Annotated in this window: 11 protein-coding genes; all 11 read right to left on the bottom strand. The window is 38.0% G+C overall.

Annotated features, from left to right (window positions below; genetic code table 11):
* Window positions 1-24: 24 nt before the first annotated feature.
* Window positions 25-378 (bottom strand): hypothetical protein, encoded by a 354-nt coding sequence (locus ACHRV3_RS08670; protein ID WP_395433957.1) that lies wholly within the window; start codon window positions 376-378, stop codon window positions 25-27.
* A 91-nt stretch (window positions 379-469) separates the two neighbouring features.
* Window positions 470-2,893, bottom strand: a complete 2,424-nt coding sequence (locus ACHRV3_RS08675; protein WP_395433959.1) for a DUF4157 domain-containing protein — start codon at window positions 2,891-2,893, stop codon at window positions 470-472.
* A gap of 31 nt (window positions 2,894-2,924) precedes the next feature.
* Window positions 2,925-4,031: a hypothetical protein gene (locus ACHRV3_RS08680; RefSeq protein ID WP_395433960.1), complete on the bottom strand. Its 1,107-nt coding sequence runs from the start codon at window positions 4,029-4,031 to the stop codon at window positions 2,925-2,927.
* A 74-nt stretch (window positions 4,032-4,105) separates the two neighbouring features.
* On the bottom strand, window positions 4,106-6,427 hold the full coding sequence (locus ACHRV3_RS08685) for a DUF4157 domain-containing protein (RefSeq protein ID WP_395433962.1): 2,322 nt from the start codon (window positions 6,425-6,427) through the stop codon (window positions 4,106-4,108).
* 20 nt (window positions 6,428-6,447) lie between these two features.
* The gene (locus ACHRV3_RS08690) at window positions 6,448-7,395 is read right to left on the bottom strand and encodes a DUF4157 domain-containing protein (protein ID WP_395433963.1); all 948 of its coding nucleotides are present in this window, start codon (window positions 7,393-7,395) and stop codon (window positions 6,448-6,450) included.
* Window positions 7,396-7,407: 12 nt separating this feature from the next.
* Window positions 7,408-8,988: a contractile injection system tape measure protein gene (locus ACHRV3_RS08695; RefSeq protein ID WP_395433964.1), complete on the bottom strand. Its 1,581-nt coding sequence runs from the start codon at window positions 8,986-8,988 to the stop codon at window positions 7,408-7,410.
* A 206-nt stretch (window positions 8,989-9,194) separates the two neighbouring features.
* Window positions 9,195-11,891, bottom strand: coding sequence for a hypothetical protein (locus ACHRV3_RS08700; RefSeq protein ID WP_395433965.1), 2,697 nt, complete (start codon window positions 11,889-11,891; stop codon window positions 9,195-9,197).
* Window positions 11,892-11,903: 12 nt separating this feature from the next.
* A complete protein-coding gene (locus tag ACHRV3_RS08705; RefSeq protein ID WP_395433966.1) occupies window positions 11,904-14,651 on the bottom strand; it encodes a hypothetical protein in 2,748 nt (915 codons plus the stop codon).
* A complete protein-coding gene (locus tag ACHRV3_RS08710) occupies window positions 14,639-17,812 on the bottom strand; it encodes a baseplate J/gp47 family protein (RefSeq protein ID WP_395433967.1) in 3,174 nt (1,057 codons plus the stop codon). Before ACHRV3_RS08710 ends, ACHRV3_RS08705 begins: the two co-directional genes overlap by 13 nt.
* Before the next feature lie 11 nt (window positions 17,813-17,823).
* Window positions 17,824-18,234, bottom strand: a complete 411-nt coding sequence (locus ACHRV3_RS08715) for a GPW/gp25 family protein (protein WP_047778573.1) — start codon at window positions 18,232-18,234, stop codon at window positions 17,824-17,826.
* 2 nt (window positions 18,235-18,236) lie between these two features.
* Window positions 18,237-18,527 carry a PAAR domain-containing protein gene (locus ACHRV3_RS08720; protein ID WP_047778574.1) on the bottom strand — a complete coding sequence of 97 codons (291 nt, stop codon included), beginning with the start codon at window positions 18,525-18,527 and terminating at the stop codon, window positions 18,237-18,239.

Here is an 18,527-nt window from a genome sequence, read left to right on the forward strand (position 1 = left end):
ACCTTTATTCTAAGCTGTGATTATTTACTCTTCACCTGCAAAAGCAGCTGCTAAGGTATTTAAAGTATATCGTTCTTTTGGATCGTCTGTTTTTTGATATCCCCAAAAAAAGAGCCGTCCGTTAGAACTGAATAATGAATTTTTCAGATTGACATTCGGGTTATCGGTAAAGTATTTTAGAGCATCCTCATGCTTTTGCTGATTTTCATAAATATAGATGACACAAACAACATTTTCGTCAATTACCTCATAACTCACGGCATATCCGGCAGCTGCTTCATCGGCTGTAGGAGTAGGAGGAATCTCTTTGAGAGGCTTCGAAAAGGAATGCATTAAACGGTCTATTTTAGTTTTTTCATGCTCTAAATAATCTGACATGTTGGTTGTTTTTAATTGGTTATTATTTCTGTTGTCTTTTCGGGAACAAGTAGCCAGTGTTAAGCTTACAAGACAATAAATCCCTATTTTTTTATAAGTACGCATCGGCAGCAGTCCAGTTTCCACTTTTAGTTTCATTTAGGAAAGTACTCCAGCCTGTACCTCCGGCACTAACAAAAGTACTTTCTAAGGTATCTGTATCCCCATCAAAATACGCAGCGGCTACAACGGCTTCTCCGACTAATGCGACTAATTTTGTGGCGGTAGTCCAATTGTCCTGATAATTTGTTCTTGTTGAAATGTTTATTCCGGCTGCGTTACAAACCATTCTGGTAAAATATTCGGTCACTCCTTCATTTAGCGGTTGACTGAGGTTTATTAATGTCCGCGTCGAATATTTGTGTGTTCCCTCGTGCACCATAGTACCGGGGTTACCGCTATTTTGCTCGATCCATACTCTGCGTTCGCTGTCTACAAAACCACTTACGTTTTTTGTTGCCCATACTGATGCGCCATAATGGTTCTCTCCGGCAATATTCCAGTTTAAGGTATCAACAACGGCTACAAATCCTTCAATTTGACGTCCTTCTGCCACCCCACCGCCTACATAAGCAGACAGATGCGTTTGAATTGCGGCGTCAGCATCTACAGCAGAAGTATGCGCAATACTTCCAACAAACAGCATTCTTAACTTAATAATTACCCATAAATAATAGTCGTCTCCAACTTCTGAACGAAGAGAGGCGAGGTAGGCGGCATCATTCCATACCAAATCACGATCTGCTTTTGTGGCGAGTTCGATAATTTGTTTGACTTCTTCTAAACCGGCTTCTGTTCGGGTCCATTCGATTTTAGTTTTTAAATCAAATTGCAGATCGGTTAAGGCCTCGATGATCGTGACATTGGTGCAAACGCTGCCAAAAAAGGCTTTCCATTCCTCTGTTTTTAAGGAGTCTCTTTCAATTTGTGTGGTGTTGGCGTGAATGATCCACGGTTTTATGGTGGGATAATTGAGCTCCCAACTGGTTATGGTCATTTCGGCGTGTAACCAGGTTAATTTGGTGATCAGATCAAATTGTAAGTCGTCTAAGGCTTCGACCATTGTGGCATTGGTACAAACATCAACAAAGAAACTCATGCCTAAATCCGTATTTGTTTTTAGGGAATCTCTTTCCGCTTGCGTTGTATTGGTGTGAATGATCCACGGTTTTATAGTGGAATAACTGAGTTCCCAACTGGTTATGGTCATTTCTGCTTTTAGCCAGGTTAATTTGGTGATCAGATCAAATTGTAAGTCGTCTAAGGCCTCCACCATAGTCGTATTGTCGCAAACATCAACAAAGAAACTCATACCTACATCCGTATTTGTTTTTAGGGAATCTCTTTCAGCCGGAGTGGTATTGGTGTGTGTGATCCAGGGTTTTATAGTGGAATAACTGAGTTCCATACTGGTTATGGTCATTTCTGCCTTTAGCCAGGTTAATTTGGTGATCAGATCAAATTGTAAATCGTCTAAGGCTTCCACCATAGTCGTATTGTCGCAAACTCCAACAAAAAAGCTTCTCCAGGTATCGGTTTTTAAAGCGTCTCTTTGGGGTTGGTCTGCAGCGATTACCATTCCTTTAATCTCGCTGTAGCTCATAAATGTAGTTCCGAAAGTCGCCGCAGCATTTACCCATTCGAGTTTTTTATCCAGAGTCCACCCTAAATTGTTGACGGCACTGGTCATTTCAGCTACATTGAGTGCATCGGCCATTCGTCTTTTATAACTACCATCCGCCAAAACCGTTGCTCGTTCCGATTCTTCAAGTTGAGAGCACATCAATATCACCTCATCTTCGGGAACGTTAAAACTATCCAGCATTTCGTTTAGACTGTCCAGATGGTTGGGTGGATCTTCTTTTTGAATGTTGGGTTTATTGCCTCCTTGCTGTAAAGTATGGGTAAGCTCATGGGCAAGTAAATGTTTGCCGCTTTGTGAATCGGGATTGTATTTTCCCTGATTGAAATACACATCGTTTCCGCTGGCAAAAGCCTGTGATCCCAATTCTTTATTCATTTGAATGGCGTTAGAATCACTGTGGATTTTCACATCGCTGAAATCGGCTCCAAAACCCGACTCCATTTCCTCTTTTGTTTGATTGGCCAACGGAGAACCACCGCCTTTGCTACTTTGAAGTTTACCTTCTAATGCTGAGGTATTGGTAGGATTGGTATCCGTTGTAGCACTTTTTTGAAGTGGCTCTTTTTCTTCCTTGGTCTGTACTTCCTGATCTTCTTTGGCGGTTTGTTTTTGAACTAAAGCGGGTTGGGGTGGAGTAAAAAATCCCTTCGAATTATTTTTTTTATTAGAGACTACTTTGTCGGCTGTAGCATCAGCTTCGGCTTCAAATTTATCATTTGATTTGCCAACGTTGAGCTTTGCCTGTACACCAAAAAAGGATTCTTCTCCTCTCTCCGCTGTCGAAGGGGAATGTTTTGAGTTAGAATTTGACTTTTTTGGAAAGGTACTCATAAACTTTTCGTTTCATTTGTTATTCCATAATCTAAAAGGGGCTCTTTATTTCAATCAAAATTATTTCTTTAGGACCTGCTATTGATAGAATCAACTGGTTGTAATTAACGATTTTAAAATAGTGGCTTTGTCCAATTATCCATCTGTAAGGGGCAACACCCTTTTGGTATTGCATTTCATTTATAACATGTAAGGACTCGGCTGTTGTTCCATTTTTACTGAATTCATAATAGTTGGATAAATTATACGCTGAATAACCATTCTCTTTTTCAAAAACAACAGGGAGAATTTGCTTGTCGAAATTTTCCGGAAGCGCCCATTTTTTTGATAAGGAGTTCGATAGTAAATAAGTGGTTTTGTTTTTAGTATAGGAAATAAAAGCTTCACCATTATTCAGAACTCCGGCTGATTGCAGTCCGATTTCTCCTTTTAATTCGGCACCATCATACCATCTCAAAGTAGTACCTTCCAAAGTAATATATTGGTTGCCCCAGTAGCCTGCTAAATTTTCAAAGTAGCCATATTTCAAGGCTGTTTTTTCTGATTTTGTTACACCGTTTTTGTCCAGCGAAAGAATAGCATCGCGTGATTTATTAAAGCAAATAAGACTATCGTTGTATGAAATGGTGTTGATGCCACCAGTCCACTCAAAGCGTTTTATATTTTTAAAATCAGCATCGATTAACCATGTATCGTTTAAACCAATAACCCAAATAGCTTTATTTTCAGCTGGAATAATTTTCATTCCACTTAGAGGATATTGAATTTTAGTTCCGTCTTTTCTTTCCAGAGTAATCGAGTCGAAAGTTAATTTTAAAAAATCTCCGGCGTCCGTAATTAAGAGATCGATAACATCAGAATCGACAGCAACATATTTAAAATTGTTATTGAAAAGAGTGAAGAAAGTATTGTCTTTTTTGCCGTTTTCAGAAGCGTATCGCCCAATAAGATGCTCAGGAGAACCAAAGAGTTCCAGATATGTTTTTGGAAATGCAAGGGCAGGATTTGGGATGTCAATTCGGGAATATTCAATACCCTTTTGAGTACCCGAATTGTCTTTTGACAAAACCGGAATTGAATCGGTCTGTTGGCTGTAGACGATTTCAAGAGTAAGTTCATTTTTGGCTTGAATATTCATGTTAACGGGTTTTTTGCATTTAGTGAATGTTAAAAATAATAATAATAACAATGTCTTTTTCATGTTCAATTATTTTACCATGGAGGGTTTGAAACTTGAACTACACCTGTCAGATCTGTAATGTTTATGCGTTGTATAAAATAGGTGTTTTTAGGTTGCGACCAAAGACTTATGGCATGGGTCGCATCGATTGCCATTGCCACGTGTCCGGGATAAGGATCACCAATTTCGGTATAAAAAATCATTTGTCCTGCAGTTGGTGTTGCAGGCGGAGAGGTAGGCAAGGCGCTATTCCAGCCCAATTGACTCCATATAAGTACATTTGGATCACGTCCAGTAGAGGCAGTATTGTAAAAAGCTTGAATCCAGGCAGCATCTACTTTATTGGCTAAAAACGCTGCATAAATAATACTTTCCCAACAATTCATTGTCGCTGTTGGAGGTAGTGGTGCGCTTCCGCCACTTGTTACAAAGTGAGCAAAAAAGTCATTGTTATCAGGATTTTTCCAATACATTGAACCTAAAAGAAGATGGGAGAAAATACCCACCGAAAAAGGCGCCGCTAGTTTTGTGTTGATTAAAGCCCGAATAGAAGCGTCGGCCAATGCAGCCTGTCTATCACTGATAGAAACACTTATAATTTCAGTTCTGATGGTATCATAATCTGTGGTATGATTAATAAGCCAGGTGAGTCTGGCGACAAAATCAAGACCTTCTGCAGTCAGCCAACTCATTTGGGTGGGGACGTCGAAATTCAAATCGGTTACGGCTTCAGTGATGGTGGCATTTGTACATACCGTGACAAAGAAGGCTTTCCAGGGATCTGTTTTTAAAGCATCTCTTTGAGCTTGCGAGGTATTGGGGTGTATGATCCATGGTTTTATAGTGGCATAATCGAGCTCGAAGCGGGTTATCATCATTTCGGCGTTCAGCCAGGTTAATTTATTTACCAGATCATATTGCAGGTCGTTTAATGCTTCTACCATGGTGGTATTGGTACAGACACTAACAAAGAAATTCATACCAACAGTGGTGTTTGTTTGTAAAGAATCTCTTTCTACCTGGGTGGCGCTAATGATCCAAGGTTTTATAGTGGCGTAATCAAGCTCCCAGCTGGTTACGGACATTTCGGCATTTAGCCAGGTTAATTTGGTTACCAGATCAAATTGCAAATCATTCAAAGCTTCGACCATGGTGGTATTGGTACAGATATCAACAAAGAAATTCAAACCAACAGTAGCATTTGTTTTTAGTGAATCTCTTTCGGTCTGAGTGGTATTGGCATGTGTAATCCAAGGTTTTATAATGGCATAATCAACTTCCCAGCTGGTGATGATCACTTCGGCTTTAAGCCAGGTTAATTTAGTGATCAGATCAAATTGCAAATCGTTTAAAGCCTCGATGATAGTGGCATCGGTGCAAACATCAACAAAAAAGGATTTCCAAGTATCGGTTTTTAAAGCATCTCTCTGCGGCTGATCTGCGGAAGTAATCATATCTTTAATCTCACTGTATGCCATAAAGAAAGTTCCAAAAGTGGCGGCTTCTTTTACCCATTCCAGTTTTTTATTCAGAGGCAATCCTAAATTGTTTACCGCTCTGGTCATTTCTGCTACATCAAGCGCACTGGCCATTCTTCTTTTATAACTGCCGTCACTTAACACAATGGCTCTTTCTGAGGCGTTAAGTTGAGAACACATCAATATAACCTCATCTTCTGGCACATTAAAACTATCCAACATTTCATTCAGACTTTCTAAATGTGGTGTATTCTGTTTTTGGATATCGGGTTTAGCCCCTTGCTGTAAAGTATGGGTAAGCTCATGAGCGAGCAGGTGTTTACCGCTTTGTGATTCCGGATTGTATTTTCCCTGATTGAAATAAACGTCGTTTCCGCTGGCAAAGGCTTGTGCCCCTAATTCTTTATTCATTTGAATGGCGGTAGCATCGTTGTGGATTCTTACGTCGCTAAAATCGGTTCCAAAGCCCGATTCCATTTCTTTTTTTGCTGCATTTCCTAATGGAGATCCACCACCTTTACTGCTTTGAAGTTTACTTTCTAAAGCGGAAGTGTTTGTAGGAGTCGTATCACTCGTAGCGCTTCTCTGAATGGGTTCTTTCTCTTCCTTTTCTTCCTTTTTTTGGACTTCATTATCTTCTTTTGCCGCTTGTTTTTGAACTAAAGAAGTTTGGGTTGGAGTAAAGAATCCCTTGGAATTGCTCTCTTTGTTTGAAACTATTTTGTCTGCCGTAGCATCGGCTTCAACTTCGTATTTATCATTGGATTTCCCGATATTCAGTTTTGCCTGAACTCCAAAAAAAGACTCTTCCCCCTGTTCCTTTGACGGAACGGCGCGATTGGAAAGAGAATTATTTTTTTTAGAAAAAGAACTCATGATAACTACGTTTTGGTACTTTATTTTTTCTTTTTGCCTGTTACTCCTTGCTGAATGGTGTGCGTCAGTTCATGAGCCAATAGTTTTTTACCTTCACCGGAGTTGGGGTTGTATTTTCCTTTATTAAAATAGATATTCACACCATTGGTAAAAGCTTGCGCACCCATTTCTTGGCACATGGTAACCGCATTTTCGTCGGTATGGATTCGGATGGCACCAAAGTCAACTCCAAAAGCATTCTCCATTTCCAGTCTGATCTCCCGTCCCAGAGGATTTCCGCCTCCTTTTTTTAAATTATTTTCAACGTGGGATTTGGGTTTCTTTTCCTCTTTTTCCTCCGCTTTCTTTTGTACCGGTTCTTCCTTTTCCTCTGCTTTTTTCTGTACAGGTTCTTCTTTCTCTTCTGTTTTCTTTTGAACAGGTTCTTCCTTTTCCTCTGCTTTTTTCTGCACAGGCTCTTCTTTTTCTTCTGCTTTCTTTTGTACCGGTTCTTCCTTTTCTTCTGCTTTTTTCTGCACGGGTTCTTCTTTCTCTTCCGCTTTCTTTTGTACAGGTTCTTCCTTTTCTTCTGCTTTTTTCTGCACGGGTTCTTCTTTCTCTTCCGCTTTCTTTTGTACCGGTTCCTCTTTTTCTTCTGCTTTTTTCTGCACGGGTTCTTCTTTTTCTTCTGCTTTCTTTTGAACCGGCTCTTCCTTTTCTTCTGCTTTTTTCTGTGCAGGTTCCTCTTTCATTTCCTTGCTTTGAACGGAAGAAATCGTTTCTGAAACAGATTTTTGCTGCACTTCTTCTTTCGATTGTAAAAGACCACTATCAGCCGAACTTTTATTCACCACTTTATCTGCTACATGATCCGCTTCTACTTCAAATTGATCTCCCACACTTCCGGTTTTTAGCTTTTTTTGAATTTTAGAGCTAAAAAAAGTAGTGTTAGAAGGATTGTCTTTTTTTCGTTTTTCAAATGCTCTCATAACTATAAATTTTTACCATTGGGTATAGATTAATTTTTCGATCCACGGAATTTTGACAATGCTAATATTCCACGGAATTTTTTCGAGTAAAAGATCCTGCGTCTTTCGTTCAATAGACAATTTTGGATTCGATTCACTCCAGTCCAATTTGCCTTCTCTTTGCAGAAATTCGCTTCTTAAAACAGCTGTAGAAGTATTCTTTAAAGCCGACCAGTGATACACGGCAGAGTCTAACATTTCTTCTACTTGTTGTTTGTGTTTGTCGTTAATTTTAACCTCTCTTCGTATGGACTGCTGCAATGGGATTCCGCATAAAAACTTCTCAAAAAGCAGGGCATGTTCGTAGTCATTTTCTCTTTTGGTAGCAGCATAATGCAAAAGATGTGCAGCCAATTCTTTGTTTAAAAGGATGTTGTTATCATCTATTAAATCACAGCTTTTTAGCATTTCTTTTAAAAAGGGATGCAAGAGGATTAAACCTGCATTTTTCACATAACAGGATTTGAAATCGCTATTGTCTTCCTGAAGTTCATCGTTCTCCTTTTCAATTAATAATTCTTCTTTTATCAAAGGCGTTTCTGATGCCAATTCCGAGGCATATTTTTCTTTAGTAGTATCCGAATTTGTATCAGGAAAAGGTTGTTCTTTTTCTTTTCCTTTAATCCTGTTTTTTTCGTTATTACCTTTTGAAAGAGAGGGCTTTATAATTGGTTTGGTTTCTTTAGAAATCAAATAAGCAGTCTTTATTTGCAGGAGCTCATCGTCATTAATGGGAAGCGGAAAAAAGGTTTTTATGCTTTGAATGAAAAGCTCAAGTGTTGTGTTTTTTGATGAAAAAAGAGCTTGATTTTTGTAATAAAAGGGGATAAGGGAAGCTACTTTTTGATCGGTCCAAATCTCAAAAATCACTTGCCAAAACGAAGCTTTAAATTCGTGCGACTGACTAGAGAGTACTTCTAATAAACTGTTTTTTGAAAGCGTTTTTTGATTCACTTCGGAACTTAAAAAAACGGCACTCAAAAGCGCAATTTCAGAATTAGAGAATTGATTGATAATACGTTTTTGAACCCTTTTTTGATGTATTAATTTGTGAAAGGAAAGTTTAAAACGATCATTTTGAAATGTATTGGAATTTACTATTTCAAAAAAAGTGATTTCTTCTTCACTGGTAGTCCACCAGGGCATACTTCCATTTTCTATGAAATATAGTAAGGTTTTGATTTGTTTATCGTCTGAAGAAATTATGCGCATTTCGGGTGCTTCTTCGACTTCATTTTTAGACGTTTTTTGTACGTCCTGTAAAGCCTTTTGAATCTCTTTTTCGATTCGGTTTTTTATATCGTTTTTGGTCTCACTGGTAAAGAAGGAAGCATCATTTTTTTCGGCATCGGATTGGATAGAAATTTCCAGTTTTTCTATTTGAATGATTTGATTATCAGGGTTTTTAATGTGACTAAATTGTTCCTCTAAGATGGGAACCAACTCCTTTTCTATAAACACAGCAAGGTTGTTTTTGATAGCATCAGCCATCACCATAGAATGGGTGTCTATCTCTAAAAAAACTTTTTGGATGCTATGTGAATTTTTAGTCATTTTTATTTGGTAATTTGATTTTTTTTTCTATCTTTGATACTCCCGATGTGGGAATACTGGGCATTTGTTCTGTTGTTTGCTTTGTTTGCGTCGTGTGGTGCACTCGTGTATCTTTTATCTCGTCTCTCTCATGTGTTTTCGATGGTTTGCCGCCCCTTATAAGCTTCAGACTCGCTAGCTTTATTTGGTCTGAAGCTTATCTTTTTTTATACCGGTATCTTAATAAAATTTCCTTCTGTCGGTTTCTGAAAATAAAACTCTGCTTTTTTAGAATACAAACTGATTACTCCGGCCAACTGACTTACATTTATGTTTATATTATTGTTGATGTGAATCATGTATTTGCTCACACGATCCTCATTATGTAATTTTTTTCTAAGGTTGATGAATAAAACTACATCATCGTTGGTGCTCCAAGGCATGGTACTATAGTAGTTGCACATGGTGCTGTTTACCCAGTTCCCATTGGTCCAGTCTCCTCCAATATAAATATCGGTAACTCTTGTATCGGCAGCGCGAAGAGCACGTGCAATTTCACGTAATTCAAGTCCCACACTTTTATTTACATCTACGCTTGGAATATTCTCGAAGTGTTCAAAATTGTCAATAAATCTGCGGTAGTTAGCGATAGCGGTATGACGGATTAAACGTTTTTTAAGGATCTCCCATTTTCTCCAGTCTTCATCAAATCTTCCAAAGGCGTCATCATCCTTATTGATCGGATCATAGTTGCTGTGAATTTTTCGATAGATGTTTTGATTGTGTGCATTAAGAACCGAGCAGGTGATACCTTCAGCACGATAGATTCTGCCATTTCTGGTCACTCCGGTTTCCGTAAATTTATAGACAGGACTAGTCGATTTTTGCGTGATGTCCTGAACTTCAAATTCAAATTTATCTTTGTCCAATTTCATGATTTTGAGTTTCTTTTGTTCTTCAATAAAATCAAACAAAAGACCTGTCGGAAATTGGGTGTTGAGTGTTTGCATGACCACATGAAGTCTGCGTAAAAACACATCGGTCAACGGAATTCTGACGATGACCGGAGCAGTGATTAAATTCACCCCGTTGATGCTGTACTTTCTCACATTAAGAATATAATGCGTTGGCATTGCCTTGATGTTACTTGGTGTTCCTTTAAGACTTCGCGATAAATTATTGATGTATTTTAAGGAACTGATCCAAGGGTACATGCATTCTGTAATGGCGCAACAGCCCAATCCGCTGTCGGGACTTATTTTTCCCTCAATGGCAAAATCGGTTATGAAGGTGGCTCCTGATTTCAGCAGTAATAAAGTTCCTCCTTTTTTTACACCGGCTTTATGCTCAAACGAATAATTGGTGTTGAATAAAACTTTTAGATCGGCTGCATTTTCAACGATGTCCAGGATGTAAAAATCAAAATCCAATCCGTACTCGATTTTCTTTGCATTTAGAAACGTTTTTACATCATCAACGCTATCATTCAAATAACCTTCGATTCGGTAAAAATCATAATCGTCTATGCAATACCCCAGCGGTGCTTTGATATAATCGTTGTTCAACAGATTAGTCGTGTGGTAACTGAAATTGGTTTGATGAATATAAAGATTGCTTTTTTCAAAATCCCAGGCATGCAATAAATTGTCATCGACATTGTAATAGTAAGGAACCGATTTAGCACCTAATTTACCCATTGTTTTGGAAGGGGTAATTTTAATACTATTAGCAGTTACCAGATAATTATCTAAAATACCTTTAAGTCTTCGCACCAAAGAGTCAAAATTGCTGAACGTTTTGTTCTGATCTAAAAGAGACGCTTTGTAAAATTGATGTCTGTAATTTTTAAAGCGACTGTTATCGGTTACCACTCCCAGCAATAAATGTTTTGGAAATGAAGTAATAGATGGATTGCATTCTGATTTGAGTTGTATGAAAAGGTCTTTCAATTCTTTGTAAGTCGCCACGATATCTTTTAATAAATCGTATCGATAATGAATGTCTGCCGGGATATTGTTCGGGTCAATTGTAAATAAAATATTGATGCGGTTAACAATACTTAAAAGCGGAGCTGAATAACCAAAGGACGAAAGAACAGTACTTAAATTGGCAATTAAGTCAATTCGGAACGAATTATCATTGACCACCGTATTAAAAAGTTGTTTGATCTGATTGGTTGTTGAGGTACTGTTAAAGGTTGGGATTACTTTTTTGACCCCCAATTCGTCAAGCTGACTGTATTTTTGAAAAACGTCATATTTATTGTAAAGACTGTCTTTTTCCGGAAAACCATTTTTACCAATAATGCTATTGGCATTTGCCTGGCTCACTACCAAAACTCTGATATTGAAAATTTCTTCACCACCTTTATTGGAACAATCAATTTCATCACACAAAGAGGCATCTTTGGTATAATTTTCAAGATACAGTATTACAACATGATCTTTTAAATTAACAAAACTGGTTAATAAAGATTCCCCGCTTTCCAAAGGAGTTCCGAGTGGTTTTTCAGGCAGTAATTCCCACATCGGCAGGATCACATTGTTGATGTCTTTAAAAGGAAGGTACTTGCCTTTATCATTATCAAACAATCGGTAGGATTTGTAATCGATCTTGGCAAAATCAACGGTAAACAATTTTTGTTTAAGGAGAATGGACAATGGCTTGTCTGTCTCTTTTTTTAATTTTATCAAATCCCCGTCTGTCGTAATTCCGGTTCCTTGTGTTATGGTTACGGTAGAATAGTCGGCATTGGCAGAAAGCTGAAAGCCACAAACAATTCCTGTACCCGTAAGAGAGATTCTATCCAATCGATTTTGGTCATCAAAATAATCAATAGTTTCATTGAGCTGATAGTGGGTTAACACCTGATCTTCTACATAACTATGATAATGCCCTGTAATGGTGGTAAGTTTTGTTGCCATGACCTTGTATTTTTATAATGTTCCTAAATTTGTTCTTCCTAAAACTATTTTTCCTGAAATCTCTTCCTCTTCGTCGACACAATTGTACAAGGTGCCTGTTGGATAAATAGAATTTAAATTTGATAATGTTTTGATGAAGTCCGGCAAAGCATCTTGTTTGTTTTGCGTTTTATCGGTCAGGAATTTTTTGAAATCCTCTTCAAAATCCATCAAGTCATTGTTTTTTGGGGTGATATGGTCTTTTCGATATCCGATCCAGCAGATTTTACCCAAAATGTGGGACGGAATTTCTTGCCGGATTACGTTTTCGGCAAAATTCCTAAAGTCAACATCTGCAAAACGATAGGTATAACCGGGTAAAACCACACTGATTTTAAACGAATACGGATTGGGTACACAGCAATCCTCCGAACAATCCTCTATGCAAATGGGCATATAATAACTTTCGTCAATTACTTTGTCGGGGTCGGGAACCAGCAGTATATGTTCTACCAGAAAAATGCCCTCATCGCTGAATTCTTCTTTAAAGAAAGTCAGTAAATCCAGCATCGCTTCTTTTACATCCTCTAAAGTCAGATGCAATTTGTACTGACGGGCTATGATTCGATCCGGATTGTTGAGATCGTTAACAAATTCCGGATTGATAATGTGAAACGAATATTTATGTGTATTGGATTCAATCACTTCAAAAGTGTTCATTACGGTATCTTTAAAAGGAATTCCGTTGTCTCGGTCTTTTATAAGAGCATCAAACGCGTGCTCGATTTCTTTTTCAGTGGTTTCGTAGATTTTCAGGATGGCAAGATACATTTCCTTAATAGCAGTCGATTGATTCGGGTAATCTTCGGTTGCCGTTAGCAGTATGTTGGTCGCACTGTTTCTGATTCTCCATCTAAAAAGATTCGGAAGCACAGCAGGACTCGGATCATAGATTTGAACAAATAAATTAGAGATGTTTTTTCTTTTGATTCCTCTTTTGCTTGTATACGGATTTTGATCGCCTTTAATTCCTAACAAACCCGCAATTCTGTTTTCTAATCCTGTTACATTAAACGTATTCCACAAATTAGACACAGGCTGATTGAAGTAATTAAACCCGCTTCCTCGTTGGCTGCTTATGGTGTTGTAATTGATTAGAAAATCGGCTTTGTTTTGCAGTACAATTTCATCAGAAGCAGCACCGTATAATGATTTCATTAAAAAGGCATATTCTGCAAATCGTTCTGCAAATCGTGCAATAAGGTGGTCTTTTATTTCATTTTGTCTTTGCACAGCATTGTCCAGATGACCAAATAACAATTCGTCCAGTTTTTCTTCGCTTGAATTCAGATAGGTATTGTTTACGATTTCGTTAAAACCCGTCATATCCGAAATGGGCTGCGTAAAATAGGTATTTGGCAGATTGTTGCTGATAGAAAGCAATTCTTTGATGTTGCTCAAATGTTTGAAATAACTGGCCAGAATCTGATCAAAAAACAGCAGATATCCTTTAAGTTGTTTGGCCTTGGCTTTTCGTTCCGCACTGGCAGATTCTGACAAACCAATTTCGCCAATGCCATAATTTTCAGGAAAGTTATTGGTAACACTGGTATAAAAATCAGATTCTACAATTCGGCCTTGCGGTATTTTTAATTCCCTGTTTTTAGCTGCTTTTTGTTGGGAGTAGGCAAGGTCTTCTTTTAATTCGTCTAAGTACTTTTTGGCTTTTACTTTGTTGACTGTAACAGGCAAAACTCCTTTGCTGAAGTTCAGCGTGCTTTTAGAACAAAGACTTGGTTTTTTATTGGTCGGAATGCAGATGTTCCAAACGCTTCCTTCTGCTTCTATAGCATCACAATTGTTCAATGAGATGTCTTTAATTACTGCTACACCTTCTACATTCATGATGATTTGCATAATGTCCGAAAGGCGTACTTCTGTTTTTAAAGACGAGCTTTCTAATTCTGTAGTATCAATAAATCCGTTATTCAGAAAAGGGCCCTCATAGATTTCATCACTTGAATAACCTTTCTCAAACATTTCGGCTAACGAATAATATCTGATGGTTGGCGATAAGTATTTTTCGAGTTCTAAAGTAATTGCGGCATGAACATATTCTTCATTGGCTTCGGGAATAATTTCAATTAAAGCACAAACCGCTATAGGCTGAATTTCTACTTCGCGTACTTCTAAAACATCTTCGCAAAGGTTTCTGTTCTCGTGAAATTTTTCAATTATTTTAGCTTTAAGCAGCTTTTTCTCGGCAACCGTACTTTCTTCAAAATCAACCAGTATATTGTAGTACCCTTTGATTTCAGATTCCTTAATAAAAGTAGGCAGGGTGTCTGCGAAGTCTTCTTTTTTAAGCGAAATCTTTCCCTTTTTACAATTGATAAATAACTTTTTGGTCGTTTTTTGAAGCCAGCAATTTTTGATTTTTGCGGGTTCAATATCAATTATAATTTTGCGGTAATCAAGAGCTGTAACTGCTTGTGTTGGCAAAATTTCGGCAGCGGTAAAAAACTGTTCGTCGATTGGGGTGGAATTATTGCTTAACAAATCTTCGATCGGCAAATTGATTCTCATACCCAAATCGGTAATCGCATAACAAAGCACTTCCAGAATCGTAATTCCGGGATCATGCGTATTGTAGTCGGTCCAAAATTGGCTTCCTAACGATTCAATGTACTCGATTCCCTTTTTTCGAAGGAAGTCAAAACTCATGTCATCATTGGAACTGACGTTTTTCGGGATGCTGATATGTTGGTTTACAGTTGACATTCTTCTTTGTTTTCTATGGTGTTAACAGTACATTGTTTGATGTCGGTGCTGATGAAATGACTTTTTGCTGAAACTAAAATCGATTTCGGATTGGATGGAACCGCGACTTTATCTGACAGGGCGCCATTCTTTAATAGTTTTACATCTTGCAGATAATCAACATAACCTAACTTTTCGATGTAATTAATGAGCAAACTCGAGTGAATACTGACTCCAAATGTGATCGGACTATTTTTGTCGAGTGCCCAGGGTGATAAAAATTTGATTATATCGGTATTGAGTTGTTGTGAGTAGAAATTCTCATCAAAACCGGGTTTGAATTTTACTTTTAAATCAACCTTAACTTCTTCATAATTTGGATTAATGACAAAAGTAGTTACGTGCAGCGAATTCAATTGATCGATATGTTTTTTGACCTTGTTAAGGGTCGCCGTACTTACTCGAGGTTGATAAATATCGAATACGTTTTTGTTTACCGTGTCCGGAATCACAACCAAAGTCACATTGCCGGGCGATTGATAAGAATTTTCAGAAGTATGATTCAGGCATTTTACCTTATACAATTCCGGAAATTTTTGCAGTACGATATGCTCGTAATCCCACATGGTAATCGCTCTGTTTTTGTGTCGAAGGCGTTCGCTTATTCTTCTGTAATACTCTTCGTTAGATTCTTCGGGTTTGTGATCAAAACTGTTGTACGGTTGTGTTACCGATTTTACATTACTCAATCTCTGGATTAGTTTGGAAATAGTTTCGGCTTCTAATCCGGTTTTGAGATGCGAAAGTTCATTGGAATTGTTTTGAAAAGTAGCCAAAACCGCTTGCGAATGAATGCCGATCATTTTACAAACGACATCGTATTTTTTATGCATTTTGGCTTTGAGCCAGATATAATTTTTAGGAAGTCTGGTGTTGTTTTGAGTGGCTTCTTTGGGTAAACTGAATTTCAGGATGCCCGATTGCAATAAGTTATCGGTTTCATTCAGTAAAATATCAGAATAGTTAAGCGTACGCCATTCATTATTACCCAAAACAGACCATTCTATTTTCTGTTTTGCGGTGAAGGAGGGGGTTAAGGTATTCTCGCTTCCTTCCAATACCTGAAAAAGCAAGGTGATTTGCTGTAATTCCTGTACGTTTTCGAGACCAATAAACAATTCCCCACCTTTGCAATAGGTAGGAAGCAAATACGAGTTTTTGTTTTCTACATAATCTAAAGTTGATTTTAGATAAGAATGTTCTTCTGCATGTCCGAAAGGATGTATATGAAATAATTTGGCTTTGTTTGTGGTATAAACCTGTTCAATGGTTTGTGTTCCCGAGGCGATAAAACGAGTGGTCTCTGAAGCCGTATAATTCAGAACAAAACGCTCCACCATTGGGGTGTAAGGCGCATTTGGAATTCCGACCGTTTTGATGTCATTGGAAATGGCCAGCGCATAGGTTTTTGCATATAAGTCATGCAAAAAAGAATTCGTTAAGGTCAATTTTAATTGCCCGTTTTTCTCGGTAATGTAACTTGCATTGTTAGACGTGAAGGTGGTTCTAATGGGTGTAATTTCATTAAATAAAACTGCATCTAATCCGTTATTTTTCCAAATGTTATTGGTTAAAACGGAAAGGCTGTATTTAAAATAATTCTTATCTGCTACAATGTCAACGACATCTCCTGTTGGGGCTGCAATAGCATCGTTTGTGGCAAAATTGACACGGTTAATCACTTTGTAGTTGCTTTTTTTATATCCTTTATAATGATCTTTAAAGTTTTCAGGTGTATTTTTCCAAAAAATTTCAGTGTTGATTGCATTCCAGTTTTTTGTAAAAGCCTCGTCGTATTTGATGTAAAAATTCGAACCGATAACAGGTTGTGTTGAGAAAGGGAAAAAGGGTTTTACCGCATTGATAGTACCCATATCATTTTCTAAAACCGCGTTCTGAATGTTTTGTACATCTATGTTTATCGTGATAGTTTCTAATTTGTTTTGGGCTAATGATTTGTAAAGATCATAGCCACCGGCTTCTGTTGTATCGAGATAGAATTTGGCAAGAGGCAAATCCGTAGCAAATTCTTCGCCGTGTATTTTGGGGGTATAACCCGTAATGGCGTCTGCATTTTCATCGAGCACAAAAGCAATTTTCATGATTTTTCCGTTAACGGAAGTATTGAAAGGTTCCCCAACTTTTATGGGAGCTATCTCTGAAATTTCAGCCACTTCAAACCATTTTTTAGCGGTGGTTAACTGCAGGCTTAAACAAGCTCTCAGAGCAGCAGAAGTGACATTAGTGATGTTGTTTTGAAAGGTAAAGCTGATCTGTACGGTTCGTTTTCCTTCGGCTAATGAAAAAATAGGAGAGGCAATGGCAAAACCCAGCGTAACATCAGGTAATTCTGTTGGGAAACTGTCGTCTTTCACATAACCAAAAGGCCACCATTGGGTGTTGTTTTTATCGGGAAATGCTTTTCCTAAACCATCATAAGAATTAGCAACCGGACTGGCTACTATTTTTTTGGAAAGGACATCGTTATAAATGTTTTTCAATGAAGAAACAACCGTTTTATTGGCAATCAATTCGTTGTTTGAAGAATAAGTTCTGGTTTTTCCGATTGCATCTTTGCCACCGTCGAAGCCTGTTTTGGCGTCAATTTTTTCCTGAACCGCATTTTTGGCTAATTCAAAAACAAGATACACCTTGTCCGGTGTCGCAGGGAGTTTGTCAATATGTAAAACTTGATTGTAATAAAAATCAAGATGGCGTTTGGTGAGGTTGTTGTATCTTTTTTTGCTGTTTTCCAACAACATCAAAAAAGTAATAAACAAAGTCAAATGCGGTGTAATGGCAAACTCTTGTTTTTGTTCCGTAATCAGATCAACGAGTTCTTTTTTAATCCGATCCAGTAACAATTGATTTTCTATGGATGGATTTTTTCCCGTTAATTTAAAAAAGTCGAAAAAAGGTTTCCAATCACCTGAAGGGGTTTTGGGATTAGCCGTTTCGAAATAATTTACATACTCAGAAAAATTATAAGCAAATAAAACCCAGTCGGTCAGTTCGAAATCGTTAAGACGAATGTTTTCAGGCTGCAACGCGTTGATATAGCGCTGCTTTTGGTCGCTGCCATTCGAAGTCAAAACACTCACTATATTGGTACAATTACTCATCTTCTAACAATTTATAAATCGGTTCCTTCTTGTTTGTAAAATGGATACACCATATTTATTCTCGAATTGGTGGCGCGTACTATAAAATCAATTAGTACCAATAATTCGCCATTCAAATCGTCGCCTTTTGTAATGTCAATTTTTTCAACGTCAATTCTTGGTTCGTGATAGAGGATGGCTGTTCTAATTAATTCAGAAACAAACGTTTTTAAGGTTTGGTTCAATGGATTAAACAGCAACTCATCCATATTACAGCCGTATTTGGGTTGCATGATGCGTTCGCCAATTTTGGTTGAAAGCAAAATCTCCAGGCTGCTTTTGATGTCGTTTTCATCAGTGAGCATGGTGACTGTTTTGCTGCCTGCATTAAATTCAGGAGGGAAACTCCATCCAATACCTAAAAAATCTTGTTCCGTTTCCATAATTAACCAATTAAAACCGTTGCTAATCCGGCTACTATTGTGCCGCCATGTGCGGTTGAATCGCCCATTCGTGCGGCGGGTTTGCCTCCAATTAAAACCGTTGCAGAGCCTGCAACGATACTGTCCGGTGGTCCCGTACAAGTGGCCATGTCGCCTACACATGCTGCGGGAACTCCACCAATTAATACGGTTGGTGAACCCGGAGGTAAAATCGGACCACCCACATGAGGAACCGTTGCGGTAACCATTGGGCAAACATGCATATCTGAAATTCTGGCGGCTGGTGCTCCCAT

Source organism: Flavobacterium sp. FlaQc-49, from assembly GCF_044005985.1.
Classification (GTDB): Bacteria; Bacteroidota; Bacteroidia; order Flavobacteriales; family Flavobacteriaceae; genus Flavobacterium; species Flavobacterium cupriresistens.

What these genes read in the sequence shown, in the direction of transcription:
- ACHRV3_RS08670 (WP_395433957.1), bottom strand. Translation starts at nt 378, where the DNA reads ATGTCAGATTATTTAGAGCATGAAAAAACTAAAATAGACCGTTTAATG.
- ACHRV3_RS08675 (WP_395433959.1), bottom strand. Translation starts at nt 2,893, where the DNA reads ATGAGTACCTTTCCAAAAAAGTCAAATTCTAACTCAAAACATTCCCCT.
- ACHRV3_RS08680 (WP_395433960.1), bottom strand. Translation starts at nt 4,031, where the DNA reads ATGAATATTCAAGCCAAAAATGAACTTACTCTTGAAATCGTCTACAGC.
- ACHRV3_RS08685 (WP_395433962.1), bottom strand. Translation starts at nt 6,427, where the DNA reads ATGAGTTCTTTTTCTAAAAAAAATAATTCTCTTTCCAATCGCGCCGTT.
- ACHRV3_RS08690 (WP_395433963.1), bottom strand. Translation starts at nt 7,395, where the DNA reads ATGAGAGCATTTGAAAAACGAAAAAAAGACAATCCTTCTAACACTACT.
- ACHRV3_RS08695 (WP_395433964.1), bottom strand. Translation starts at nt 8,988, where the DNA reads ATGACTAAAAATTCACATAGCATCCAAAAAGTTTTTTTAGAGATAGAC.
- ACHRV3_RS08700 (WP_395433965.1), bottom strand. Translation starts at nt 11,891, where the DNA reads ATGGCAACAAAACTTACCACCATTACAGGGCATTATCATAGTTATGTA.
- ACHRV3_RS08705 (WP_395433966.1), bottom strand. Translation starts at nt 14,651, where the DNA reads ATGTCAACTGTAAACCAACATATCAGCATCCCGAAAAACGTCAGTTCC.
- ACHRV3_RS08710 (WP_395433967.1), bottom strand. Translation starts at nt 17,812, where the DNA reads ATGAGTAATTGTACCAATATAGTGAGTGTTTTGACTTCGAATGGCAGC.
- ACHRV3_RS08715 (WP_047778573.1), bottom strand. Translation starts at nt 18,234, where the DNA reads ATGGAAACGGAACAAGATTTTTTAGGTATTGGATGGAGTTTCCCTCCT.
- ACHRV3_RS08720 (WP_047778574.1), bottom strand. Translation starts at nt 18,527, where the DNA reads ATGGGAGCACCAGCCGCCAGAATTTCAGATATGCATGTTTGCCCAATG.